12 protein-coding genes and 1 tRNA gene are annotated in these 26,072 nt (G+C 50.8%); 5 read left to right on the top strand and 8 right to left on the bottom strand.

Annotated features, from left to right (window positions below; translation table 11 throughout):
- Positions 1–119: 119 nt before the first annotated feature.
- The gene (locus SynPROSU1_RS10825) at positions 120–15,419 is read right to left on the bottom strand and encodes a DUF4347 domain-containing protein (RefSeq protein WP_186570505.1); all 15,300 of its coding nucleotides are present in this window, start codon (positions 15,417–15,419) and stop codon (positions 120–122) included.
- Positions 15,420–15,661: 242 nt separating this feature from the next.
- On the opposite strand from SynPROSU1_RS10825, the gene SynPROSU1_RS10820 reads away from it, so the two are divergent.
- Positions 15,662–15,732: transfer RNA gene (locus tag SynPROSU1_RS10820), tRNA-Gly, on the top strand.
- Between the two features lie 4 nt (positions 15,733–15,736).
- Here SynPROSU1_RS10820 and SynPROSU1_RS10815 read toward each other — a convergent pair.
- Entirely contained in the window at positions 15,737–17,830 is a 2,094-nt protein-coding gene (locus SynPROSU1_RS10815; RefSeq protein WP_186570504.1) for a glycogen-debranching protein, read from the bottom strand.
- A 40-nt stretch (positions 17,831–17,870) separates the two neighbouring features.
- Here SynPROSU1_RS10815 and SynPROSU1_RS10810 point away from each other — a divergent pair, with 40 nt between their 5' ends.
- The 4 genes from SynPROSU1_RS10810 to SynPROSU1_RS10795 all read left to right on the top strand — a co-directional run bounded on the left by SynPROSU1_RS10810 (position 17,871) and on the right by SynPROSU1_RS10795 (position 20,631).
- Positions 17,871–18,530 carry an MBL fold metallo-hydrolase gene (locus SynPROSU1_RS10810; protein ID WP_186570503.1) on the top strand — a complete coding sequence of 220 codons (660 nt, stop codon included), beginning with the start codon at positions 17,871–17,873 and terminating at the stop codon, positions 18,528–18,530.
- Positions 18,531–18,663: 133 nt separating this feature from the next.
- Complete coding sequence (locus SynPROSU1_RS10805) at positions 18,664–18,939, top strand: HU family DNA-binding protein (RefSeq protein WP_006850925.1); 276 nt, start codon at positions 18,664–18,666, stop codon at positions 18,937–18,939.
- 50 nt (positions 18,940–18,989) lie between these two features.
- Positions 18,990–19,871, top strand: coding sequence for a tRNA glutamyl-Q(34) synthetase GluQRS (gene gluQRS / locus SynPROSU1_RS10800; RefSeq protein ID WP_186570502.1), 882 nt, complete (start codon positions 18,990–18,992; stop codon positions 19,869–19,871).
- A gap of 487 nt (positions 19,872–20,358) precedes the next feature.
- Entirely contained in the window at positions 20,359–20,631 is a 273-nt protein-coding gene (locus tag SynPROSU1_RS10795; RefSeq protein ID WP_186570501.1) for a hypothetical protein, read from the top strand.
- A gap of 9 nt (positions 20,632–20,640) precedes the next feature.
- Here SynPROSU1_RS10795 and SynPROSU1_RS10790 read toward each other — a convergent pair whose 3' ends face one another.
- The 6 genes from SynPROSU1_RS10790 to SynPROSU1_RS10765 form a co-directional block, all read right to left on the bottom strand.
- Positions 20,641–21,420, bottom strand: a complete 780-nt coding sequence (locus SynPROSU1_RS10790) for a prohibitin family protein (RefSeq protein WP_186570500.1) — start codon at positions 21,418–21,420, stop codon at positions 20,641–20,643.
- Between the two features lie 178 nt (positions 21,421–21,598).
- Positions 21,599–21,775: a hypothetical protein gene (locus SynPROSU1_RS10785; RefSeq protein WP_186570499.1), complete on the bottom strand. Its 177-nt coding sequence runs from the start codon at positions 21,773–21,775 to the stop codon at positions 21,599–21,601.
- Between the two features lie 6 nt (positions 21,776–21,781).
- Complete coding sequence (locus SynPROSU1_RS10780) at positions 21,782–22,510, bottom strand: succinate dehydrogenase/fumarate reductase iron-sulfur subunit (RefSeq protein WP_186570498.1); 729 nt, start codon at positions 22,508–22,510, stop codon at positions 21,782–21,784.
- The gene (locus SynPROSU1_RS10775) at positions 22,507–24,426 is read right to left on the bottom strand and encodes a fumarate reductase/succinate dehydrogenase flavoprotein subunit (protein WP_186570497.1); all 1,920 of its coding nucleotides are present in this window, start codon (positions 24,424–24,426) and stop codon (positions 22,507–22,509) included. Before SynPROSU1_RS10775 ends, SynPROSU1_RS10780 begins: the two co-directional genes overlap by 4 nt.
- Positions 24,423–25,049, bottom strand: a complete 627-nt coding sequence (locus tag SynPROSU1_RS10770; RefSeq protein ID WP_186570496.1) for a succinate dehydrogenase cytochrome b subunit — start codon at positions 25,047–25,049, stop codon at positions 24,423–24,425. The genes SynPROSU1_RS10775 and SynPROSU1_RS10770 overlap by 4 nt, the downstream gene beginning before the upstream one ends.
- Complete coding sequence (locus tag SynPROSU1_RS10765) at positions 25,049–26,038, bottom strand: bestrophin family ion channel (protein ID WP_186570495.1); 990 nt, start codon at positions 26,036–26,038, stop codon at positions 25,049–25,051. Before SynPROSU1_RS10765 ends, SynPROSU1_RS10770 begins: the two co-directional genes overlap by 1 nt.
- Positions 26,039–26,072: the final 34 nt, after the last annotated feature.

The following is a 26,072-nucleotide window of genomic DNA, read 5'->3' as shown; positions in this document are numbered from 1 at the left end:
TTATTTTGGCGGGATGGAACCAGCGTTGTCGTGAGATCTATATCACCAGAACCAACATCAATTAGAAGGCGATGATCTCAATGCTTATTTCTATCAATCGAAAAGATGTGTTCTTGTGTTCAGCTTGGCTGCTGTTGGTGTGCCATCATTAGATGTTCAATAATATCGTTAATTTTCTGCTCACTATTCTTGCCATTCAAGGCTAAGTTGTCCTGGTTGTTTACAATATTTGTATCAATAATTTCGACATAATTTTGATTGATTGCTAGTGGCTCTGCTGAGGTTTTGATGTGACTTGAATTGTTCTGCTTTCTGGCGTATTCATGAACTTCAATTTGATCGGCACTCGATAGCGTATTGTTTCTCGGAAGTAGAGGCTTCGCATAAAAGATGACCCCGTCATCAGCCATAGCCTGATTGCTCTGAATATTATTGAAAATCAAGTCATTTTCATTGACCAACTGTGTTGTACCTCGAAGAATATTTCTGATCTGACGATAACCTTCAAGACCATCTGCAGGATTTGTTGATGCATTGAACGCAGGAAATTCACTGCGTTCAAGATCAGATTTTGGCATCAAATTCTTGCTGAATTTGGGCGAGTAGAATGATTGCCCCGTTGAATTATTGGTGAATTTAAAGATATCTTTGTGTTTGCCTGGATCTTCGCTGGCAGTGGAAAATGCTACTCCATTGTATTCAAATTGAGAGTAATTTTGATGCAATTTTGAAGCTATTTGAGGGTTGGAGGTATATTGAGTCTCTCCAGATATTTTGCTTTTAAATGCTTTCACTTCGCTGGACTCATTAATATTAAGTGTTTTCATATGTTCAGAAGGTATGAAAAGAAATGGGTCACCTTTTTCCTGGCAGTTGATATTCGGAGTGGTCGACTGACTTGCATTGGGCGTTGGCTTACCATCACCCCAAAGCCTCACCACCTTCTCATCATTGATAACAATTGAGTTTCCTTCTAATTGAATTCTCAATGGTTCAGTGTTGTAATTTAAAAATGTGATTTCGTGATTATTGCTGAATCCATTCAAGTCAAGAGTGGTGCTCAGATTGTCGACATTAAGACGCAGATTGTTTCCATCAACTTTATTCAAGTTGATATATATTGAAAGATTTTTATCGCTTACTTTTTTATCTAGAATATTAACTGTATCCTCTCCTAATTCTTGGATACTGCCTTCGGTGGAGCATGTTGGCAGCAAAGAGTTAGGCATTTTTTTGGTATACCAGGCAATTCCTGAGCGTTCAAAGTTTTTATTGGGTACTAATTTATTCAGGGAATATATAGCATGGTATTTGTCGTCTTTGTGGGTAAATTGGTAAACAGGGCTTAAATCTTTCCCTGCTTTTTCTGATACATAATACAAGCTCGATGATATAAGTATGTAGTTTGGATCACTGATGAGTTCTTCTATTTTGCTTTCGTTGATTGTGTAGTAGCTTCGAGAAAACTTAGCGGTTTTGCCTGATATTTTTGAGAATTCATGTATAGCCTTGGTCATTTTTTTGGAAGAATTATATGAAGCCAGGCCAAGATGCTCTGAGTCAGATGCAGTTAGCTCCCCTCCATTGGTTGTATAGCCTTCGTAACTTTTACCATGATTAAGCGAGTTAATAGAGGAGTTTTTATTAGTGCTATTTCTAGCTACTAATGGGGTTAAATTGTCACCCAGTGTGGAAAATTTACCATTGCTCAACTCGTATGTCAGATTACGATTGCCGGCCCTTAAAATTTGACCTAGAGGTTGTTCGATTTGAACCGTAATTTTGCCATTCTCAATATTGTCAGCATTTTTTCCCTTCTTAATTATTAGGTTTTCGTTCGTTGTTTGCTTTTTAATATTGATATTACTTGGTGGACGATACGGATTCCCTTGGAAGTAAAAGTCTTTGTCTTTTCCATACTGAAGAGTTGTAGATACCGTAATCGGTATTAAGGTGTCTTGCGAGTCTGATTCTCTGAGTGTGGAAATATTGATATATGCACTTTTGTCTCGACGCATACTTGAAGCCTTATCGGCTTCGAGCAAAACACGATTTCCCAACTCAAAAGTTGATTTTCCTACTTGTAACGTATGAGTTTGATCAAAAATAGATGTAATATCATCAACAATAGTCTCTACATTTTGTACTGACTGAATTGCCCCTTTTTTGTTTTGATGATGAACGTAATTGATTACCTTTTCCCTGGCTTTATCGTCTATATTCTTCAAGCCAGCCATACCATAGGCTAGGCTTGCCTTGTTTGAAGCTTGATAAGCCAAGGACTCCACATTATGTGCTAATTGTCTACTATAAATTGACAATGATTTAGACAGAGTATCAATTATACTGTCATTCAATAAATTGTGCTGAACTTGCTTTGAGACGGATCCGGAAGAGTTTGGAACAGAGTTTGTGTAATTACTCAATAGGATATTGGAAAATGTTAGGAAGTCCTTGAGGAATCGTGGGTCGCTAAAGTCTATTTTGGCAAGCTGCCTATTCTCAGCTTGGAGGTAATCATTAAGTGCTTTTGCTATGCCATTATTGTAATCTTTAACTTCCCCTTTGTGCAGTAAATACATGTACCCGATGAATGCATTGTATGCCCAATCCATAGCGGAAATTTGCCGTTGATCATGCAGTCTCTTACGCTTTTTGCCATTGACAATTTGATACTTATCATCCTCACTCAGATTAATCTTTTGTGTTTTGATCGAATCATGAATAATTGCTTGTAGATTGTTGAGCAATGAATTAAATTGGCTGATCGATGCTAGAATTTCAATCTTATTATGATCATCGATGTCGTTTGTATAGATGTAGTGATTAATAGAGGAGCCAAAGCGTAGGCCGTTGGCAACATTTGGCTTAATCAACGAGCCTTGAATTAGCTTTTCTATCTTCCTCGATTTATTAGTGAACTCTGCGATTACTTTGTTATTTGCGATGGGCTCGACTGCATATAAGGTGCTGATCTCGTTGATTTCGAGATCTGTGCTGGAAACGCTGTATTGATCCAATTGGCGTGAACTTACTGCATAGCTCAGTGAGGAGGAACCAAGGCCTTCCAAGGGATCTGCTGAGAAGATGAATAGACTATTCTCATTATCCGTATTTAGCACCGTAAATTCACCCCTCATTTTTTGAGTTGGTGGATTATTGACCCGGCCAATTTTAACTGGCGTTGTGTTTTCCCATATGTCAAATGTAGCCCAGGTTCCACTCTCCTTAGTAACACCAAGACGAACAGTCCCCCCTATTGTGAGGTAGATATTGGCATTAATGTCGATATCAAGATCGTAGTAATCGGAAGTTCTTTTGCTGGGATGGATATATTTAGAAAATGTATTTTCTGCTTGAAAATCAGACCACTTAGTGGGGTTTTTTGATTCTAATCCTAGAAGTAGAGATTGCTTGCTATTTAGTTTTTCTCGGCCTGCAAGCGAGGAAGTATTCAGATGATTTTCATAATTAATGATTGAGTATTTTTCGTCAATTGCAGATCTGAGCATTTTTAATGATGCATTTTGTTCAGGTACATTGGCCATAATTGATCCAAGTAACTGATTTCTTATTGGCCTTTTTGCCCATACATCTTTGAGTAAATCACTGAATGAGTCATATGATTCTCTAGTCTTAAGTTGTATGTTATCAATAAAAATAGAAGGCTCCTCGCCTACTATTTCGGAAATACTTTTATCGAAATCATTGAAACCAGTATTATTAGAGAAATTGGCTAGACCGATTTGATTTGAATCTTCGCTTTTGTTGGATATCTTCCATCGATAATCTCCTGTCGAAAAATTCTCTGGATTGATTTTACCAGATAGTTTATTAAGGGAGGATGCGTTAAGATTTGAAGGCTCAACAACAATAAGATTTACCTTGTGGCGATCTAATTGATCTGAATTTAGCTTGGTTACATTAACGCCGACGTTGAAGAGAGAATTTGTTTCGAATTCAATTTTTTCATACTCTACAATTCCTTCCGCATCACTATCGATAGGTTGGTAAATTGGCTCACTAATTTCTTGTACTTTCCCACCAGTTAATTCTTTAAGTGAACCAAGATTCGCAATCGTGTTTTCCTTGGAATCGATAATTTCTAGGTGCAAGTCAGACATTGGATCAGAAGCCTGGCTGCCAATATCAAAACTTGATTGTAGATTCTCCCCTTCCATTAAATTCAATTGGGCGTATTCTATTGAGACACCTGGGGGATTGTTTGATGAACTGCTGTTGTCAACAATAGTGTATTTAGATAAATCATGTTGTTCTTCATCGCTTAAAGCAGCTACTTCTATCTCCTCGCCATTTTTGTAGATTTTAATATCTACATTTTTTTCTTGTTCGGAACGATCGCTGATCAGTGTCTCGGCATGACGATTTGCAAGTGCGACATTAATTTTTTCTGGCGAAGCACTTGCAATAACGCGATTTACAATTGTGTGTATATTACGCCTAATTCTACTTTTAAGTCCCGGTTGATTGTTTAGGCTCTTATACAATTCCTCTTTGAAGGTTTGCTGGTACTGATTGACAGTAAAGGAATTGTTGAACCGTAGGTATTGTTTGTACGTTGTGTTGTCTTTTTTATTGTCTTGATAGCTTTTTGCAATGGATGCAAGGGAGTATGGAGTAGTTAGCCACCCAGTTTGTTTGATCGGAATGGATGAATTCGGCTTGCCAGGTATCCGTGAAACACTTAGTGTCTTCTTGTTAACATACAATGGATTTGAAAACTCAATATTTACATTGAGGTACTCTTCTTCTTTGAGACCTGTTGAAAGATTGTTGAGATAATTTTTGAAATCAACATCTATTATTGCCTCGTAATCAACCAATCTTGATCGTATATCCCCACTTAGACCATCTCCAATAGAAACTTGATCTTGGCCTTTCCATTCTTGTGATTTATTTGTTCTTGCTTTATGGTTTGGTTTGAATAGATTTCTTGCCGAACTCGTATTCAGCAGGTTGTATAGATTTAGGGTTTGATTTGTTGCTGTATCTCCATCAGGATTCCTGAGAACAGGTTTAACGTCGATATTGCCGTGAACGCCTAAATCAACACTTGCACCAACACCTGGGCTGCATATCTTTGTGAACCATAGGTCTAGGCATCCAGCACTCATTACATTGATACCTGCTCCAATGGTCACACCAGCTTTGACATTTAAGTTGGTCTGCTTTAAATCTATTGAAGAACCCTTAAGGATTAAATTACCAAAATTAGTGGCAAAATCCTCTGGTTGCTCTATAAAACTATATGCGTCGTTCATGGAAATGCTTGCTTGAAGTGCCGTATTCATGCTTAGTTCAGTATCAACCTTGAAATTGGCAGATAATATTCCTGGTGTTTGACCCTCAGCTTTGGCGCCAACCTTTAGGCCCATATCAATCTCAGCAATATCAATTGGTTCCTCAGGTGTCAAAAATACCTTTTTAAGTAAGCCCCCAACGTCATTCATCACGGGGAAAGTCAAGTTCGCATAGCTGCTATTGCTCGTACTTGCTGTTCGTGCTGCAGTATTGCCCGCCATTGTGGGAATACCGTATACATTAGCAAGTGTTGTTGGATCAGTTGCTTGCTGTGGTATATCTTCCTTCTGCAGAAACTCCGAACTTGTTTCATTCAACATATTTAATGAATATTGTAAGTCTGGTAGTTTGATGGAAGGCGATCTTGATCCTTCTGCATTTGAAAGTAGATCAATATTGTCGACAAATTCTTTTGCTTTTGTGACGACTGGAGTCATCGGATAGAAGTCATAATCAGATCGTAATGACGCCAAATAAATCACTTTATCCATCAACTCAATTACCAGGACGTCTGAACTTCCTTTGCGAGGATTGTTTGGAAAATCTTTGACAAAACGGATAAAATCTCCTTGGAGATCTAATACCGGTTTCCCCGTGGGTATTTGATTGAATGCTGAAATCTTTTGTGTCAGTTGGTTTAGGGGCGTTTTCGCCTCTTTTGTAAATGCATTAATTCCCTGAGCAATAGGAGCAATTGTATTCGCAAAACTTCCCATCTCCAATGTTACATCTTTGGCAAATATCTCCAGTGCTCGTTCTGTTCCTTTTGTTGAATTTAGATTTACACCTTCATCGTTGTATTTAAAGAGCCCATAGGGCATGTCTGTTTTTCCGACGCTACCACTGACCTTTGCTCCAAAACTGCCTACCTCTACGAAGCCAAGATTGAGTGGTCCAGCTTCTGCAGCGATGTTTCCAAAATGCCAGGTATCTTTGGCTAATTGTTCATCAGATAGTTGATCAAAATTTTCTCGCTCTTTCAGCTTTAGAATTGTCTCTATAGCCGCTTCGTTGCTGCTAAGTTCCTTCCCCCCAGCATTAATCTCAAGATATTTCAGGGGACCACCAAGTTGATCAAATGCTAGTGATCCGTTGATTCCATAGATACTCCTTTTGACACCGCCAACTGGTTCTAACTCTCCATACGAGAATCCTAAATTCCCATTGGTCTTGAAATTCAGGCTGCCAACATTTACCCCGCTTTCCGCTTTTAAATTTCCAACGATGTAGTCCCAGTATGAAATCTTTGATGCGTCATTTTTGATATACCTCATTGCTGTATTTCCTTCCAGATCAATACCGGCAAGGCTTATGTCTACATTCGCATTGTTGACCGTAAAAATCTCATTATCCTGATCTCTGTTAAATAAAATCTCTGCTGAAGCATTGGTTTTGATCGGCAGCCCTGGCAGTGCCAGCTTTGCATCTGCTTGCCAGCTTTCAGCCTGCCATTTGTTGTTCGAATTTTTCTTGAGAATAATATCTCTCGCCTCTATATTGGCTTTAAATATGTCTTGCCCCTCCGCCGAGAATTCTGCCTTTTCAACGAAATATGTTTCATCGTTGTGTGCCTCACTGCTTTTGCCACTGTCGTTATTTCTTTCCCCTCCCTTCTCATACCCAACTGTTATTGATCCGTCAAAGGATAGTGATCCGGCCCCAAGTTGACCTTCACCCGTTGCCTTCCACTCTGTTGCTTCCCAGTCTCCTGAGTTATTTCGTTCCAGGACGAGGTTCTGGAGAGTTACTTCACTTCCCGCCTTGAATAATGAATTTTCTCCTGTGATTTTGTATGGCTCTGCCGACACGATGACTACATCATTTTCGTAATCTTTATTTGTTCCTGACTTATAATATTCTGCATTGACTTTTGTCTTGAGATTAAGCACGTCGATCTCAAGATCGAGTGAGCCGGTTGCATTCCACAAGGAAGGTGTCCATTTTCCGGCTTTGTTTTGGTTGATCTGCATGTTGTGCAGATCAATACCTCCGGCGAAAATTCCTGCTGTTGCTTCCAGTGATCCAGATGCAATTACAGTATCTGTCTCTGCAACACGACTTTGCTCGGTATCATTTTTAATTTCTTGATCACCATGTATTTCTTCTCCATTTCTGTAGAAGATTGCTTGCGCCTTTCCAGCTAATTCAAGTCCACTAATATTGATTCCAAATTCACCGCCAGCATTCCAGTATCTAGGCGACCAGTCTCCTGCATCGTCTTTGGTTAGTTGCAACTCGTTGAGATCTATGGTTCCTTTGAAGATCGATGAGTCTTCAGCTTCAAAGCTTCCTTTTGCAAAGACAGTGTCGTCCAAAATTTCATCCGAGTTACCTGTAGATGAAATTGAGGAAGATGCAGTCACATTATCTGACTGATTGGCTGTCCATGCCGGGACATCATTGATTGGTGTTCCACCGCGGTAGTAGGCGGCTTTAACTGTGCTGGAGGCTTTCAGTCCAAGGGCAGAGAGGCCTAGATCAAGGGAACCAGCCGCGAGCCAATATTGGGGAGACCATTCACCAGATTCATCTTTGGTGACTTGCATCTCGGCAAGTTCAATATTCCCAGAGAAGATGGAGCCGGATTCAACAGCAAAGTTGCCTTTGGCGTAAACGGTGTCTTTCAGGAAGGTGCCTGATGCAACAGGTGTTGGATCTTTCGAGGTGTCAGAGGCCACCTGGATGGGTTGTGATGCCCAGAGCGGAACATTTTTCTTCTTGGTTTCAGCGCGGTAATAGGCGGCTTTAACTGTGCTGGAGGCTTTCAGTCCAAGGGCAGAGAGGCCCAGATCAAGGGAACCAGCTGCGAGCCAATATTGGGGAGACCATTCACCAGATTCATCTTTGGTGACTTGCATCTCGGCAAGTTCAATATTCCCAGAGAAGATGGAGCCGGATTCAACAGCAAAGTTGCCTTTGGCGTAAACGGTGTCTTTCAGGAAGGTGCCTGATGCAACAGGTGTTGGATCTTTCGAGGTGTCAGAGGCCACCTGGATGGGTTGTGATGCCCAGAGCGGAACATTTTTCTTCTTGGTTTCAGCGCGGTAATAGGCGGCTTTAACTGTGCTGGAGGCTTTCAGTCCAAGGGCAGAGAGGCCCAGATCAAGGGAACCAGCTGCGAGCCAATATTGGGGAGACCATTCACCAGATTCATCTTTGGTGACTTGCATCTCGGCAAGTTCAATATTCCCAGAGAAGATGGAGCCGGATTCAACAGCAAAGTTGCCTTTGGCGTAAACGGTGTCTTTCAGGAAGGTGCCTGATGCAACAGGTGTTGGATCTTTCGAGGTGTCAGAGGCCACCTGGATGGGTTGTGATGCCCAGAGCGGAACATTTTTCTTCTTGGTTTCAGCGCGGTAATAGGCGGCTTTAACTGTGCTGGAGGCTTTCAGTCCAAGGGCAGAGAGGCCCAGATCAAGGGAACCAGCCGCGAGCCAATATTGGGGAGACCATTCACCAGATTCATCTTTGGTGACTTGCATCTCGGCAAGTTCAATATTCCCAGAGAAGATGGAGCCGGATTCAACAGCAAAGTTGCCTTTGGCGTAAACGGTGTCTTTCAGGAAGGTGCCTGATGCAACAGGTGTTGGATCTTTCGAGGTGTCAGAGGCCACCTGGATGGGTTGTGATGCCCAGAGCGGAACATTTTTCTTCTTGGTTTCAGCGCGGTAATAGGCGGCTTTAACTGTGCTGGAGGCTTTCAGTCCAAGGGCAGAGAGGCCCAGATCAAGGGAACCAGCCGCGAGCCAATATTGGGGAGACCATTCACCAGATTCATCTTTGGTGACTTGCATCTCGGCAAGTTCAATATTCCCAGAGAAGATGGAGCCGGATTCAACAGCAAAGTTGCCTTTGGCGTAAACGGTGTCTTTCAGGAAGGTGCCTGATGCAACAGGTGTTGGATCTTTCGAGGTGTCAGAGGCCACCTGGATGGGTTGTGATGCCCAGAGCGGAACATTTTTCTTCTTGGTTTCAGCGCGGTAATAGGCGGCTTTAACTGTGCTGGAGGCTTTCAGTCCAAGGGCAGAGAGGCCCAGATCAAGGGAACCAGCCGCGAGCCAATATTGGGGAGACCATTCACCAGATTCATCTTTGGTGACTTGCATCTCGGCAAGTTCAATATTCCCAGAGAAGATGGAGCCGGATTCAACAGCAAAGTTGCCTTTGGCGTAAACGGTGTCTTTCAGGAAGGTGCCTGATGCAACAGGTGTTGGATCTTTCGAGGTGTCAGAGGCCACCTGGATGGGTTGTGATGCCCAGAGCGGAACATTTTTCTTCTTGGTTTCAGCGCGGTAATAGGCGGCTTTAACTGTGCTGGAGGCTTTCAGTCCAAGGGCAGAGAGGCCCAGATCAAGGGAACCAGCCGCGAGCCAATATTGGGGAGACCATTCACCAGATTCATCTTTGGTGACTTGCATCTCGGCAAGTTCAATATTCCCAGAGAAGATGGAGCCGGATTCAACAGCAAAGTTGCCTTTGGCGTAAACGGTGTCTTTCAGGAAGGTGCCTGATGCAACAGGTGTTGGATCTTTCGAGGTGTCAGAGGCCACCTGGATGGGTTGTGATGCCCAGAGCGGAACATTTTTCTTCTTGGTTTCAGCGCGGTAATAGGCGGCTTTAACTGTGCTGGAGGCTTTCAGTCCAAGGGCAGAGAGGCCCAGATCAAGGGAACCAGCCGCGAGCCAATATTGGGGAGACCATTCACCAGATTCATCTTTGGTGACTTGCATCTCGGCAAGTTCAATATTCCCAGAGAAGATGGAGCCGGATTCAACAGCAAAGTTGCCTTTGGCGTAAACGGTGTCTTTCAGGAAGGTGCCTGATGCAACAGGTGTTGGATCTTTCGAGGTGTCAGAGGCCACCTGGATGGGTTGTGATGCCCAGAGCGGAACATTTTTCTTCTTGGTTTCAGCGCGGTAATAGGCGGCTTTAACTGTGCTGGAGGCTTTCAGTCCAAGGGCAGAGAGGCCCAGATCAAGGGAACCAGCCGCGAGCCAATATTGGGGAGACCATTCACCAGATTCATCTTTGGTGACTTGCATCTCGGCAAGTTCAATATTCCCAGAGAAGATGGAGCCGGATTCAACAGCAAAGTTGCCTTTGGCGTAAACGGTGTCTTTCAGGAAGGTGCCTGATGCAACAGGTGTTGGATCTTTCGAGGTGTCAGAGGCCACCTGGATGGGTTGTGATGCCCAGAGCGGAACATTTTTCTTCTTGGTTTCAGCGCGGTAATAGGCGGCTTTAACTGTGCTGGAGGCTTTCAGTCCAAGGGCAGAGAGGCCCAGATCAAGGGAACCAGCCGCGAGCCAATATTGGGGAGACCATTCACCAGATTCATCTTTGGTGACTTGCATCTCGGCAAGTTCAATATTCCCAGAGAAGATGGAGCCGGATTCAACAGCAAAGTTGCCTTTGGCGTAAACGGTGTCTTTCAGGAAGGTGCCTGATGCAACAGGTGTTGGATCTTTCGAGGTGTCAGAGGCCACCTGGATGGGTTGTGATGCCCAGAGCGGAACATTTTTCTTCTTGGTTTCAGCGCGGTAATAGGCGGCTTTAACTGTGCTGGAGGCTTTCAGTCCAAGGGCAGAGAGGCCCAGATCAAGGGAACCAGCCGCGAGCCAATATTGGGGAGACCATTCACCAGATTCATCTTTGGTGACTTGCATCTCGGCAAGTTCAATATTCCCAGAGAAGATGGAGCCGGATTCAACAGCAAAGTTGCCTTTGGCGTAAACGGTGTCTTTCAGGAAGGTGCCTGATGCAACAGGTGTTGGATCTTTCGAGGTGTCAGAGGCCACCTGGATGGGTTGTGATGCCCAGAGCGGAACATTTTTCTTCTTGGTTTCAGCGCGGTAATAGGCGGCTTTAACTGTGCTGGAGGCTTTCAGTCCAAGGGCAGAGAGGCCCAGATCAAGGGAACCAGCCGCGAGCCAATATTGGGGAGACCATTCACCAGATTCATCTTTGGTGACTTGCATCTCGGCAAGTTCAATATTCCCAGAGAAGATGGAGCCGGATTCAACAGCAAAGTTGCCTTTGGCGTAAACGGTGTCTTTCAGGAAGGTGCCTGATGCAACAGGTGTTGGATCTTTCGAGGTGTCAGAGGCCACCTGGATGGGTTGTGATGCCCAGAGCGGAACATTTTTCTTCTTGGTTTCAGCGCGGTAATAGGCGGCTTTAACTGTGCTGGAGGCTTTCAGTCCAAGGGCAGAGAGGCCCAGATCAAGGGAACCAGCCGCGAGCCAATATTGGGGAGACCATTCACCAGATTCATCTTTGGTGACTTGCATCTCGGCAAGTTCAATATTCCCAGAGAAGATGGAGCCGGATTCAACAGCAAAGTTGCCTTTGGCGTAAACGGTGTCTTTCAGGAAGGTGCCTGATGCAACAGGTGTTGGATCTTTCGAGGTGTCAGAGGCCACCTGGATGGGTTGTGATGCCCAGAGCGGAACATTTTTCTTCTTGGTTTCAGCGCGGTAATAGGCGGCTTTAACTGTGCTGGAGGCTTTCAGTCCAAGGGCAGAGAGGCCCAGATCAAGGGAACCAGCCGCGAGCCAATATTGGGGAGACCATTCACCAGATTCATCTTTGGTGACTTGCATCTCGGCAAGTTCAATATTCCCAGAGAAGATGGAGCCGGATTCAACGGCAAAGTTGCCTTTGGCGTAAACGGTGTCTTTCAGGAAGGTGCCTGATGCAACAGGTGTTGGATCTTTCGAGGTGTCAGAGGCCACCTGGATGGGTTGTGATGCCCAGAGCGGAACATTTTTCTTCTTGGTTTCAGCGCGGTAATAGGCGGCTTTAACTGTGCTGGAGGCTTTCAGTCCAAGGGCAGAGAGGCCCAGATCAAGGGAACCAGCCGCGAGCCAATATTGGGGAGACCATTCACCAGATTCATCTTTGGTGACTTGCATCTCGGCAAGTTCAATATTCCCAGAGAAGATGGAGCCGGATTCAACGGCAAAGTTGCCTTTGGCGTAAACGGTGTCTTTCAGGAAGGTGCCTGATGCAACAGGTGTTGGATCTTTCGAGGTGTCAGAGGCCACCTGGATGGGTTGTGATGCCCAGAGCGGAACATTTTTCTTCTTGGTTTCAGCGCGGTAATAGGCGGCTTTAACTGTGCTGGAGGCTTTCAGTCCAAGGGCAGAGAGGCCCAGATCAAGGGAACCAGCCGCGAGCCAATATTGGGGAGACCATTCACCAGATTCATCTTTGGTGACTTGCATCTCGGCAAGTTCAATATTCCCAGAGAAGATGGAGCCGGATCCAACAGCAAAGTTGCCTTTGGCATAAACGGTGTCTTTCAGGAAGGTGCCTGATGCAACAGGTGTTGGATCTTTTGAGGTGTCAGAAGCGACGCTGAGCTGATCGGCCTCCCATCTGGGGACATCTGTCTTTGGTGTCTTTTCTCGGTAGTACCGAGCATCTATTTCAGATGATGTGTCTAGGCTTAGGGCCGATAGATCAAGATTGAGAAAACCAGTTGCAAGCCAGTATTGTGAATTCCATTGGTTGTTTTCATCTTTGGTGATCTGTAATTCAGTTAGATCAATTCTCCCTTGAAAGATGGAGTCAACTCCTGTTGCGCTGAAGTTGGCGTCTTTGACGATTGCTGTGTCGTTAGGGTAAGGCTTTGACTGTGAATTTCTCTTGATACCCTTCCTGAAGTAGTCGATATTGACTTCAGTGCTTAAGCCCAATCCCTCAGGTGCAGTTGTTAGGTTGCCTTGAGCTTGCCATTGGTTGAAAGTCCAACTTTTGCCATCAGGAACTAATACTGCATTATCTAATAGAATATTTCCGGACAGGATGGTTTGCTGTTCTGATTTGTCAAGTGCGATGTTTGCTTGATTGATTTGATACCGTGCACCTAAATCTTCGTCGTTTGAGTAACTTACGTTGACATCACCTGTTAGGGCAAGGCTTGGTGTGGTGAAAGCCAGTTCTCCAAAGGCCTGCCAGCTTTGGGGGATCCACTGACGAGAGGTTCCAGTCGTCAGTTGTAGATTATTAATTGTTGCTCCAGCTTTAAAGATTCCATCTTTCGAGCTTTTGATTGTTGCCTCTTTGACTGTGAATTGACTTGGTTGTTTTGCTGTATCAGATTTTTTGAAAGCGACCTCTGCGCTTCCGGCGAGATTTATGCCCTGGATGGGTACATTTAGTTTGCCGACGGCAACCCATTGCTGTAAATCCCAGCCATTTTTCTTGTTCTTTGTGATTACGACATCAATTGCTTTGGCGCCAGCTTGCATTAAGCCATTTGGCGCTGATTGATCAATGCTGGCCTCAGATATGGTGTATGAGGAGTTGCCATTCTCGTCAAATCTCCTGTAATCTATATTAACTTCGCCGGTAATTTTAATCCCTTCCGAATTAAGGTTTGGATTTCCTGTCGCGTTCCATCCCTCGATCTGCCAGGAATTATTGGGTTCCTTGGTGATAATGAGGTCTTTGACTTTTGCTCCCGCTTTTAGTAAATCATTGCTGCCTGCTTGAAGATTAGCTGATTCAATGATGATAATATCTTTATTTTCAAACTCGCTCGAATCGCTCTGAAATCTGATGTTTGTATTTGCCTGTAAGCTGATTCCAGGGGTTTTGACTGAAAGTGTTCCAGCTCCTTCCCATGATTGTGCGCCCCAATTATTGTCTTTCCCTTTGGCGAGTTGAAGATCGCTAATGCTGACGTTTCCCGAGAAAAGGCTGTTAGATGTTGCATTAAAATTGAATGTCTCGACGATATAGCTTGCTTCTGTTGCTCCATTCCCAGCTTGGTATCTGATGGCTACATCGGGATTGGTTCCAAAGCCTTGTGGTTTGAAATTTAGTTCTCCTCTGGCAATCCATGATTTTGGCGTCCAACCATTTTTCAATTCTTGTTCTAAAATAAGGTCTTGAATCCCTACTCTTCCGCCAAAAATTGATGAGTCCGAGCTGGATTTTGTGCTGATTTTTGGGAGGGATAGTGTGTTTTCTTCGTTCGAGTAGTTGATGCCAATCTTTTTAGCGCTTGATAGCCCAAGGTCTTCTATGTTTTGAAGGTAATTTCCAGTAATGCTCCATTTCTGCAGTGGATTGTTGACGTTTCTGTTTTTTATCTTTATCCCTTCGATTGCCCCCTTCCCTTTAAGAATCCCTGGGACTAGGTAATGGCCTTGCAGGCCATAGCTTTTTGCTATTCTGTCGTAATTAACTTTTATTTTGTTGCGCCAATTAAGGAGTGGTATGGCGCTTTGTTGTGGCTTTATAGTTGCTTCCCATGAGTCGATCTTCTTGTTTTTTCCGCTAATTATGACTTGGAGGTCTTGTGTTCCCGCCTTGATGAGGCTTGTTGGAAGATTGACTTGGATATCATCTTTTTGCGGATTAAATTTTATGCTCCACTCTTCGAAGTTACGAGTTGGTGATGTTATTTCTACTTTTGACAATGTCCTTCTAGGGAGCTGAATGCCTGGTGCATTTATCTTCCCCCAAAAGCGTGCTCCTTGTTTGGGACCTATTGACCAAAGGTTGTTGTTTGATGGATCCCTTGTAGGTTTTTTGTCTGCTCTGAAGCTGTTCCCTTTGGATGACCAATTGGGCGATGAAAGGATTGTGTCTGTTTGGTAGATAAGCTTGGTAAGTGGTCCATGACCGGGGAGAGTTTTTTGTTGTCCAAGATCTGTTGATGACGTTATTAAGGTTGTGTTCGTGGATTGCCTTTTTCTTGCTTGTTTTCCGATTTTGCATCCCCATGCAATTATTGTTTTCTTCGATCTAGGATTGCTGGCATCAATCCAATCTGTTAGTTCTTCCAGGTTCTGAAGTGTTAATCCCAAGCCGAGTTTGAGGTGTCCCGGCGAGCCATGGGCAATGAGATGGATTTTATTGGCCTTTCCGTTGGCGCATTTTTTTATCTTTTCTCTTAGGCGGTTTGGGTTTGTATTTTCGTCGACTCGAGTGATTTTGTATTTCCCCTTTTTAAGGTTTGCCTCTAAATCGAGTTCAATGCTTAATTTGGTATCAATGAATATGTGTTCTTGCCTGGTAGTTGCTAGCGAAGTATCGTCGTTTTCCAGTATTTTTTTCGTCTTGCGTGCTGCGCTGAGCGGCATGGATCGACTGCATCTAACTCTATTATCTTCGTGATGATCCCAGCTAGGGCTTGCTTGACTAAACTTTTCCCGCCTTAATTTTTTATGGATTCTTGTGCGGCGTAAATAATTTTGAAGCCAAGAAAACGATTGATCAGGCTTTGCTTGATGCTGTGAAGATCCAATGCATGTTTTGGGAGGTCGAGCTGCTAGCATCGACCAGCAAAGCAAAGCTCTGCATACGAAATCTTTAAAGATTTCTTGCGGGTGTTGTGTAATGGTAAGACCTCAGCCTTCCAAGCTGATGACACGGGTTCGATTCCCGTCACCCGCTCTGCTCACAAACGAAGCCCAGAGGTTTCCTCCTCGGCAAGCAACAGCATGAAGCTCCTGCTCTGCAAAGGAATTTCCACGCCGCTGAAGCTGGCGGGCTGGTTTGGGAAATCCTTTGGACTGGGCAAAGAGGTGTCGATCACCCGCTTCCAGGGGGATGCCGGGATCGGCAACTCGAAACTGAGGCTCTCCTTGTAAGCGTTGAAGCCCATCCAGAGCAGGGCGCCGCGGCTGGCGCTGTGGAGACTTGTGGCCGTGGTGCGGCTCCAGGCCGCCCAATCCGGTTTGGCCAGGCTGACCCCGTGCCATTGACGCCAAAGATCGCTCTGCTGCTGCGCTGATTTGCGGTGATTTTCCCGCGGCGCTACCAGAGGATTGAACAGCTGCGGCAGGGCCTGGCGCAGGCGCAGCAGGCGCTGCAGAAACTGCTTGAGGTCCAGGTCGCAGTGGTCTTCATCCCAGACCATCCAGCCGAGCGGGCTGTTCTGGCACCAGCTGTTGTTGTTTCCCCCCTGGCTGCGCCCCACTTCGTCGCCCATCAGCAGCATCGGTACGCCACGGGCCAGCAGCAGGGTGCTGAGCAGGTTGCGTTGCTGGCGTCGACGCAGGGTTTGCACCAGGGGATTGCTGCTGGGGCCTTCGATGCCGTGGTTCCAGCTGTTGTTGTGGTTCTCGCCGTCGCGGTTGTCTTCGCCGTTGGCCAGGTTGTGTTTGCGGTTGTAGCTGACCAGATCCGCCAGAGTGAAGCCGTCATGGGCCGTGATGAAGTTCACCGAACGCCCTAAGGCGACGGGCTTGCCGTCATACAGATCGGGGCTGCCCTTGAACCGCTGGGCCAGGGTCCAGGTGCTGTGGTCGTCCCCTTTCCAGAAGCGCCGTACCCCATCGCGGAAATGGCCGTTCCAGGTGCCGATCCGCTCGGCGGGAAAGTCTTCCAGTCGATACAGGCCGCCGCAGTCCCAAGGTTCACTGACCAATTTGAGGTCGCTCAGGTGCGGGTCGGCCTCCATCGCCGCAAACAGGGGCGGTTCATTGAGGGGTTTGAGTTGATCGCCGCGGCTCAGGGCGATGCCCAGGTCGAAGCGGAAGCCATCCACCCCCAGCTCCAGAGCCCAGCAGCGCATCGACTCGAGGATCAGCTGGGTGCTGATGGGTGCATTGGCGGCGATCGAGTTGCCGCAGCCGCTCACGTCGTGATAATCGCCAACTTCGTTCTGGTGGTAGTAGAGGTTGTCGGCGCAGCCGCGCCAGCTCAACGTCGGGCCATGGAGGTTGCCTTCGGTGGTGTGGTTGTAGACCACATCCAGCAGCACTTCGATGCCCGCGTCATGGCAGGCGGCCACCAGTTGGCGCACTTCATGTCGGGCCTGCAGCGGGTCGCCACTGGTGCAGTAGCCGTGGTGGGGTGTGAACCAGTTCAGGGGGCTGTAGCCCCACACGTTGTCGCGCCCGGGAGGAGCATCGGCAGGGTCAAAACAGAACACCGGCAACAGCTCAACAGCTGTGATGCCAAGCTCTTTGAGGTAGGGCAGCTTCGCGATCAGTCCGAGGTATGTTCCGCGGTGCTCGACGGCAACTCCTGCATCCTCGCGGCTGGTGAAGCCCCCCACATGCAGCTCATAGATCACCGTGCGTTGCCAGCTCTGGCGCGGCCTGGGATGGGCCTGGAAATCGAACAGATCCCGTTCGCAGACCACCGCCTTGAGGCAGGCGTGGGCGTTGGGTGAGGGGCCGGTGGCTAGCACCCGGTCATAGACATCCCAGCCACTGATAGCACGGGCGGCGGGGTCCAGTAGCACCTTGGAGGGGCGGAAGCCGTGGCCTCCCGGAGCCAGCGGGCCGAAGACGCGATAGCCGTAACAGCAGCCCTCGCCAAGCCCTTCCACCTCGACATGCCAGTAGTCGCCAGAGCGGTGACGTCGACCATCCAGTTCGATCACCCGCTCTGGGCTGCGGTCCTTGCCGTTGCTGTAAAGCAGCAGTTCGATCCGGTCGGCCCCGGGTGCCGCCAACACGAAGTTCACCCCCCTGCTGGTGAGGCTGCTGCCGAGGGGCCAGGGGGAACCAGGGTGAATGCCACTCAAGGCCTGTTGGGGCATCTCAACTTCAAACTAGTGGTTTGGTCCGTTGTTTGAACCAATGGCGATGACCACCACACTTGAGGCCGGTCGGCCACCGCAGCAGCTGCGCGACGACCTCTGGTTGTTTCCACCCAACCGCGACAGCCAGGGCGGCAGCGCCTGGTGGCTGGATCTGGAGCCCGAACCGGTGCTGGTGGACTGCCCGCCGTTGACGGAGGCCAGCCTCACTGCGCTGCGCCAGTTGGCGGGAACGCGAAGCCCGCGGATTCTCCTGACCAGTCGTGAAGGTCATGGGCGCCTGCGCCGCCTGCAGGAGCGCCTGGGATGGCCGGTGCTGGTGCAGGAACAGGAGGCCTATTTATTGCCCAATGTTCAGCCTTTGGACACCTTCTCCGACCAGCACACCACCGTTAGTGGTTTGCGTCTGTTGTGGACGCCAGGTCCAACGCCGGGCAGCTGTGTGGTGTTTGCTCCGGCGCCCAACGAGCTGTTGTTCTGCGGGCGTTTGCTGACGCCATGGGCTCAAGGACAGCTCGCACCCATGCGCCATGCCCGGACCTTTCACTGGCCCAGACAGCTCAACAGTCTGGCCAAACTCAGGGGCTGGATTCCCCCAGATGCCAGTCCCTATCTGCTTTCTGGGGCTGCTCTTGGTGCCCTGCGTGGGGAGCGTCTTGTGCCCTTCAGTGGGTGGAGTGATGTTGCGCAGAGCTGCTAAAGCGTTGCGGCACAGGACGTTTCGCTTGCAGCAACCGGTTGGTCTCCATACGATTGGGCCGCTTGGGGAAGGCAGCGGCGAGACCACTACGCCGTATCTGAGCCGTCTCCCGCCCCCCGACTCTCTCCTTCAAATGAACAAAGCTGATCTGGTGAATCTGGTGGCTGCTCGCACCGAGCTCACCAAGACCGACGTCTCCATGGTTGTTGACGCCGCCATCGACACAATCATCGACTCCGTGGTTGAGGGCAAAAAGGTTTCCATCCTGGGTTTCGGCTCTTTTGAGCCCCGTGAGCGTTCCGCCCGTCAGGGTCTGAACCCCAAGACCGGCGAAAAGATCGCGATTCCCGCCAAGCGTGTCCCCGCTTTCACTGCCGGCAAGATGTTCAAAGATCGCGTCCAGGGCTGATCTGCAGCCGTCCTTTGTTGTCCGGGCGGCCCGTTGGGTCGCCTTTTTTGATGTCCGTTCCGGACCATCTCAAGCATCATCTGGAGATTGGCCGCGCCTTGTCTGCCGCTGGCGGGTATCGCGGACGCTTTGCTCCGTCGCCAACCGGGGTGCTGCATCTGGGCAATCTTCAAACCGCCCTGCTGTCCTGGCTGGCGGCACGTCAGGCCGGTGGTGCCTGGTTGCTGCGCATTGATGACCTCGACACGCCGCGCAATCGCGTCGGTGCGAGCGAGGCAATCCAGAAGGATTTGCTTTGGTTGGGTCTGCGTTGGGATGGACCTCCCGTTGTGCAAAGCGAACGGCGTGGTGTCTATCACTCCTGGTTGTCCTGGTTGCGTCGCTCCGGTCGGCTGTTCGCCTGTCGCTGCTCCCGGCGGGAGCTGGCTGATCAACCGATCTATCCCGGCATCTGCAGGCAGGCGGGGCATGACTGGGGATGGCAGCAGCAGCGGCTCCCGAGTTGGCGGTTGCGGGTCGCTGATGACGACCCCCATGGGAGTGGTGATGTGGTGCTTCGCCGCGCCGATGGGTTCATCGCCTACCAGCTCGCCACCGTGATCGACGAACTCAGTTTCGGCGTCACTGATGTGGTTCGTGGTGCTGATCTGCGGGAAGCACTGCCGGCCCAGCGCACTCTGTTCGCGGCCCTTGGGCAACGCCCGCCCCAGTTCCGCCATGGGCCGTTGCTGCGCGATGCCCGTGGCCAGAAACTCTCCAAACGTGAGGCCAGTTCAGGTCTGGACTCGCTCCGTGCCGCGGGGATGGATGCAGCCATGGTGATCGGACGCCTGGCCTCGGGGCTCCAGCTGGTGGATCCCGATGCGCGGCTCAGTGCAACAGAGTTGCTCGAACACTTGACGCATCAAGAGATCAATGCGGTCCTTTCTTAAGGATCACTTCGGGATCGGTCAGGGGTTTTCGCCCCACACTGTTTGGATCGTCAGATCCTTCGGGTCATGTGCACATGCACCGTCTGTGGTGGCAGTGGAATGCAGCGTGTTTCGGGTGATCGCTTCCGAACCTGCATCGTCTGTCTCGGAACCGGTCAGCTCAGTTCCGCCGTGCAATCCGCACCACTAAATCACCAGCCGCTTAACAGTCCAGGACTGGCCAAGCTGAGTTGTCCAGCCAGGGCCGCGAAGTAAGACGTGGGGGCTGAATCTCAGCCCAAGGGAGTTTTCTGGTCGTTCTGGATCACGAAGTAAGTCGCTGTCGCCACGACGATCAACAGAGGCACCGCGGTGAACAGCAGCAGGGCAATGGCGGACCAGTCGGTGTACACGGCGGTGTGATCGATCGATATTGCGGCATCATCTCAGCAAATCGCCCCCATGAGCCCTGGTTGCGCGCTCCGTCACAGTCTTGATTGCTCTTGGCATGGCGGCCCCAGCGGTCCAGGCCTCGTCCCTCGCCGCTTTTCAGGCCCGGGCGCAGCGTTGCCTTGAAGCGAGCCACCAGCAGCTCTGTGAACAGGCCTTGCTCGAGGCGGAAGCTCTGCAGCGGCGGGCTTCCGCTCGCAGTGCTTATCCCTGTCAGACGCTGCTCTTGGGCGTGCAGGCGGACCTGGTCATGCAACAGTTGAAGGCTGGTCGCGGAGCTCAGGCCGTTGCGGATCTGCATGCTGCTGTCCGCGGCTGCGCTGGGCTCTGATCCATCCCGTTATTGCCCAACAATCACCGGCGGTGTATTTCCGCCTCGGATCGGTGGAACCACCTTTGTTTTTCCGTCCCACTTGTCGAGGAAGAGCTTGTAGAGAACGCTGTCATTCAGCGACTTGGTCAAGGTCTGAAACTTCAGAGCTTCTTGCTCGGCGATTTGAACTTCTGTTTTGGCGCGCAGAAGTTGCTGTTGTGCGATTTGCTTCTGTTCAATGGCCGCTCGGTATTCCTCGGCGATCTTGAGGCCAGTGATGTCCAGGCCTTTGACAGCCACATAGTCGAATTTGCTCAGTTCATTGGAGACGCTTTCTTGCACAAGGGTGGAAATGTTGTTCCAGTCGGTGGCAATAGTGTCGAGTTCATACTTCGAAAAAACTGACTTCAGCGATTTCAGCAGTGATGGCTGAATGACCCTTGCATAAATTGCAGAGTCGTCGGTGGCGATTGTGCTGTAGATCCTGGGTGCCTCTCCAGGTTTGACTGCATATTTCACAGTGGCTGTGGCTTCGATTACCTGTAGGTCTTTTGTGAGTGTCGAAAATTTTTCGGGGATGACCTGCGTCCTGACGCTGAAATTATGGGCCGACTGAATAAAAGGAATCTTGAGGTTCAGGCCAGGCTCCCGAGGGGTATTGGAGACTTTGCCAAGGGTCGTCATGACACCAACTTCGCCAGCCGGAACAACGAAAACTGTTGATAAAAGGGCGATGCCACCAATGAAGACCGTCGTGATGCCGACCACTGTTTTGGTGATCTGCTCCGGTTGAGGCTTGGCTTGCATGGTGGTGGCTGTAATCAATACTTAAAACAGTAGAGATTCGTCTTTGGGTCTTAGGAAAAATATTCTGATGATTTATCGTTTTAGACCTGCTGCGATTGTTGTTGGGGCATTGAAGTGAAGGGCAGTGTTAGCTGCTCCGTTATCTGCTGTCAGGCTGGATGGTTTGTGCTCTTCAAGATCAGTTCTTGCCAGCGGTCACACGACCGGCGATGAAGCCGACGCCGCCAGCGATGACTGCAGCCTGCAGCTGCCAGATCAAACGTCGGTTCCGCCAGGCGGTGCGGTTCAGCCAGATCCCTGTGGCAACCGCCAGGATCATCAGGCTGATCAGACCGGCGCGGGTGAGGGCATTCATGCGGCTTCAGCTCCTCTGCTCGCGGTGCATCCAGCTGATCCAGTCTGCGGAAATCTCCTGCGGACAGACAGCCTCGCATTCGAGGTTGCTGCTGCAGCTGCCGAAACCCTCTGCTTCCATCTGGCGTTGCATGGCGTCGGCTCGGCGGCTCCGTTCCGGTTGCCCCTGCGGCAGCTGACCCAGGTGTGCCAGTTTCGCCGCAACGAACAGGCTCGCCGAGGCATTGCGGCAGCTGGCGACGCAGGCACCACATCCGATGCAGGTGGCTGTGCTGAAGGCACTGGTGGCCTGATCCCTTCCGATAGGTAGAGCGTTGCCATCCGGGGCCTGGCCGGTGCCTGTGGAGCAGTACCCCCCGGCGGCGATCAATCGGTCGAAGGCGGAGCGGTCCACCATGAGGTCCTGGATTGGAGGAAAGGCCCGGGCTCTCCAGGGATCCAGCGTCAACACCGTGGCATCCCGGAATTCCCGCAGGTAAAGCTGACACACCGATGTGGCGGCCCGTGGTCCATGGGCCTGCCCATTCACCAGGAAGCCGCAGCTGCCGCAGATGCCTTCGCGGCAGTCGTGGTCAAAGCTCACCGGCCGCTCGCCAGCGCTGATCAGTTGTTCGTTGAGCTGGTCGAGAGCTTCCAGAAGGGAGAGGTTGGGGGAGACGTCGTCCAGCAGATGGCTCTGGTATTCACCGGGTTGGTCGGAGCTGGTCTGCCGCCAGATGCGCAGGGTGAGTTTCATTTGTAGCTGCGGGTGCTGGGTTGCAGCGCGGTGAACTGCAGTGGTTCGCTGTGGCGGGTCGGCACGCCGCCGCTGTTGTGCTCCCAGGCCGCGATGTGGGCGAAGTTGACGTCGTCGCGCCGGGCTTCGCCGTCTTCGCTCTGATGCTCTTCGCGGAAGTGGGCCCCGCACGATTCCTCACGGGCCAGGGCATCCCGCAGCATCAGTTGGGCCAGCCCGAAGAAGTCTTTGACCCGTAGGGCTTTCTCCAGCTCGGCATTGGGGCCGCAGGCGTCGCCGGGCACCCGCACCTCGGCATCGAACCGCTGTTCCAGCGCCTTCACCTGCTTCAGCCCCTCCCGCAGACCATCGGCATGTCGACTGATACCGCAGCAGTCGATCATCACGCTCCCCAGCTCCCGGTGGAAGCTGTCCACCGAAGTGCTGCCGTTGTTGTTGATCAACTGGTTGATTCGGGTGCGCGTGCTCTCCAGGGCCTCGCGGCAGGCCTGGTGGTCCGTCGGGACATCCTCCGCTGGTGTCCCCGCCAGCCAGGCCGTGACCGTGGAGGGTGCGATGAAGTAGCCATCGGCGAGTCCTTGCATCAGGGCGCTGGCGCCAAGCCGGTTGGCGCCATGTTCGGAGTAATTCGCTTCTCCCAGCACGAAGAGGCCCGGAATGGAACTCATCAGCTGGTAGTCAACCCAGAGGCCTCCCATCGTGTAGTGGGGGGCTGGATAGATCCGCATCGGCTTGCTGTAGGGGTCGTCGCCGCTGATCCGCTCATACATCGTCATCAAGTTGCCGTAGCGCGCAGCAATGGCGCCTTTGCCTTCGGCCTTGATGGCGTCCGTGAGGTCGAGGTACACCGATCGACCCCCGGGGCCAACGCCCCGCCCCGCGTTGCACAGTTCCCTGGCCCGCCTGGAGGCGACGTCGCGTGGCGTCATGTTGCCGTAGGTGGGATACAGGCGTTCCAGGAAGTAGTCGCGCTCCTTTTCCGGAATCGCATCGGGAGGACGTGTCTCATCCGGATGTTTCGGCAGCCAGACCCGCCCGTCGTTACGCAGGCTTTCGCTCATCAGCGTCAGCTTGCTCTGGAAAACATCGCCACTGGGTATGCAGGTGGGATGAATCTGGGTGAAGCAGGGATTGGCGAACAGCGCACCTTTCCTGTGGGCTTGCCAGATCGCACTGGTGTTGGACTTCAGCGCATTGGTGGAGAGGAAGTAGACGTTGCTGTAGCCACCGGTGCAGAGCAGAACTGTGCGGGCGGTGTGCACCTCCAGTTCACCGCTCAGCAGATGGCGCGCCACCACCCCGCGGGCGACTCCATCCACGGTGATCAGCTCGAGCACATCCCGGCGGGTGAGCAGTTGGACGCGACCCAGCTCCACCTGCCGCATCAAGGCCTGGTAGGCGCCGTAGAGCAATTGCTGGCCGGTTTGCCCACGGGCGTAGAAGGTGCGGCTCACCAGCGCACCGCCGAAACTGCGGGTGGCCAGGCTGCCGCCGTATTCGCGCGCGAACGGCACCCCCTGGGCCACGCACTGGTCGATGATGCCGCTGCTGATTTCCGCCAGTCGCTGGCACCCCGCTTCCCGCGCTCGGAAATCGCCCCCCTTGAGGGTGTCGGCGAACAGGCGGCTGATGCTGTCTCCATCGACCGCCACGGAACGCGCGGCATTGATGCCGCCCTGGGCCGCCACCGAATGAGCCCGCCTTGGACTGTCATGGAAGCTGAGCACTTTGACCCGGTAGCCCTGCTGCGCAAGCGTCGCAGCGGCAGAAGCGCCTGCCAGGCCTGTGCCCACAACCAGCACATCCATCTGCCCTTTGCGTAAGGGGCTGATCAGAGGCAGTCCCTCCCGGGTGCGTCGCCAGGCATCGGCGAGCGGACCGGAGGGAATCCTTGGGTCAGGCAAACCTCGAGTCATGCAATTTCTCCAAGGGCCAGCCCAAGGCTGATCAGCAGGAAGCCTCCTCCGATCACGGTCGCCAGCAGGCGACCTCCCCAGCGAATGCTGGGGCCGTTGACCGGTGTCAGGAAACCGAGGTTGCGGTGAGCTGCTTCAGCACCGTGCAGCAGGTGCAACCCGATGGCCAGGCTGCCAAGGCCATAGACCAGCAGGCTGGTGGGTTGATGCAGCACCTTCATCAGCACCTCTCTCTCGAGACCATCAACAGGGCGGGGCCAGCGGAGTTGTTGCAGGTGCAGGGTCAGGAAGCCGAGCGTGATCACTCCTGCAGCAACTTTGCTACGGCTGGCGAGCGCCTCGATCGGTCGACCGCGACGGCTGCGCAGCACAGCTGTATTGCCAGCGCGACGATTCCGCAGCGTTTTGGCAGCGGTGAAGATCAGATGAACGGCTGCAGTGGTGGCCAAGCTGACCTCCAGGATGGGAAGCCATGGCTGGTGATGCAGGGCCGTGGCGTACAGCTCGAACTGCGCCGGTGCGATCAGGGCGGGGAATAGACCGGCCAGATGAACCACCAGGAACAGCACCATCAGCAACCCACTGAGGGCTGATCCGATGCGCATCAGGGTTGGGTCCTGCATCAATCCCAGAACACAGGATTTCGGCTTGGACGATACCTGCCGTAGTCGAGTTCGCCTGGCATCAGATCTTCACTGATTCCCACACTGAGCGTATTCAGTGGCATCGAAAAGCTGCTGCCGTCCTGATCGAAGGGCCCTTCCACGTAGGCGCCAATCCGCTCGGCAATCAGGAATCCCAAAAAGAGGAGGATTCCAGTGGTTGGTGAACCCTGGCTTTTGAAGGAAAGCAGCAACTGCGTTCCGAACACCCAATTGATCACCCGAACAAAGAGGTCGTACGGCGGTGGTATGGGGGTATTGCGGATGCGTTCGAGACCACCAACGGCGTCGGTCATCGCATCACTGATCTCCAGCAAGTGGATGCGGCCCCGCTCGCTGATCCACTGCTCCTCAGCCAGTTGCTGAATAGCTGTCACCCGATGAACCGACAGGCTGCGAACCGTGCTGTTGGCAGGGAGGCCAAGCTGCAGCAGCAGCTGTTGACGCATCGAATGGAGATCGGGGTACCAGAAGTTGCGCAACTGAAAATTCAGTTGCCAGACGATGGCAACCTGAAGCTGCACCAAGTGCTGCGTTCGTGAACTGTGCCATTGCTGCTCGTTCAGCAACCCGCGCAGGCCGTCTGCCCAGAGGCGGCTTTTGTTCACAACGGATCCCCATAGGGTTCGTGCCTCCCACCAACGGCTGATGGCCTGCGTGTTGCGGAAACCGATGAAGATCGACATGGCGATGCCCAGAACAGCCACGGCCTTTGTGCTCAGCAACCAGTCTTTGAGGTGAAGATCGAGCGGGATCAGCACGGCACTCAACAGCACCAACATCCCTAAATCCCATTTCGCCCGTTTCACCAGCTGCAACGCCACCCGCCAGTAGTCGCGTTGGTTGGTGGCGGCTGGGTTCCCGTAGCTGCCTGTTTCGAAGACCGGGCCTCTTGAGGAAAGGATCACAGAACGTGCACGGCGCTGGTTTTCAAGTATTGCCCTTGTCATCGTGCATTGAGTTCTCTGAAGCCGGACGTGCGTG

The organism is Synechococcus sp. PROS-U-1, from assembly GCF_014279755.1.
Taxonomy (GTDB): Bacteria; Cyanobacteriota; Cyanobacteriia; order PCC-6307; family Cyanobiaceae; genus Parasynechococcus.
This window is presented reverse-complemented; position numbering and strand designations above follow the sequence as displayed.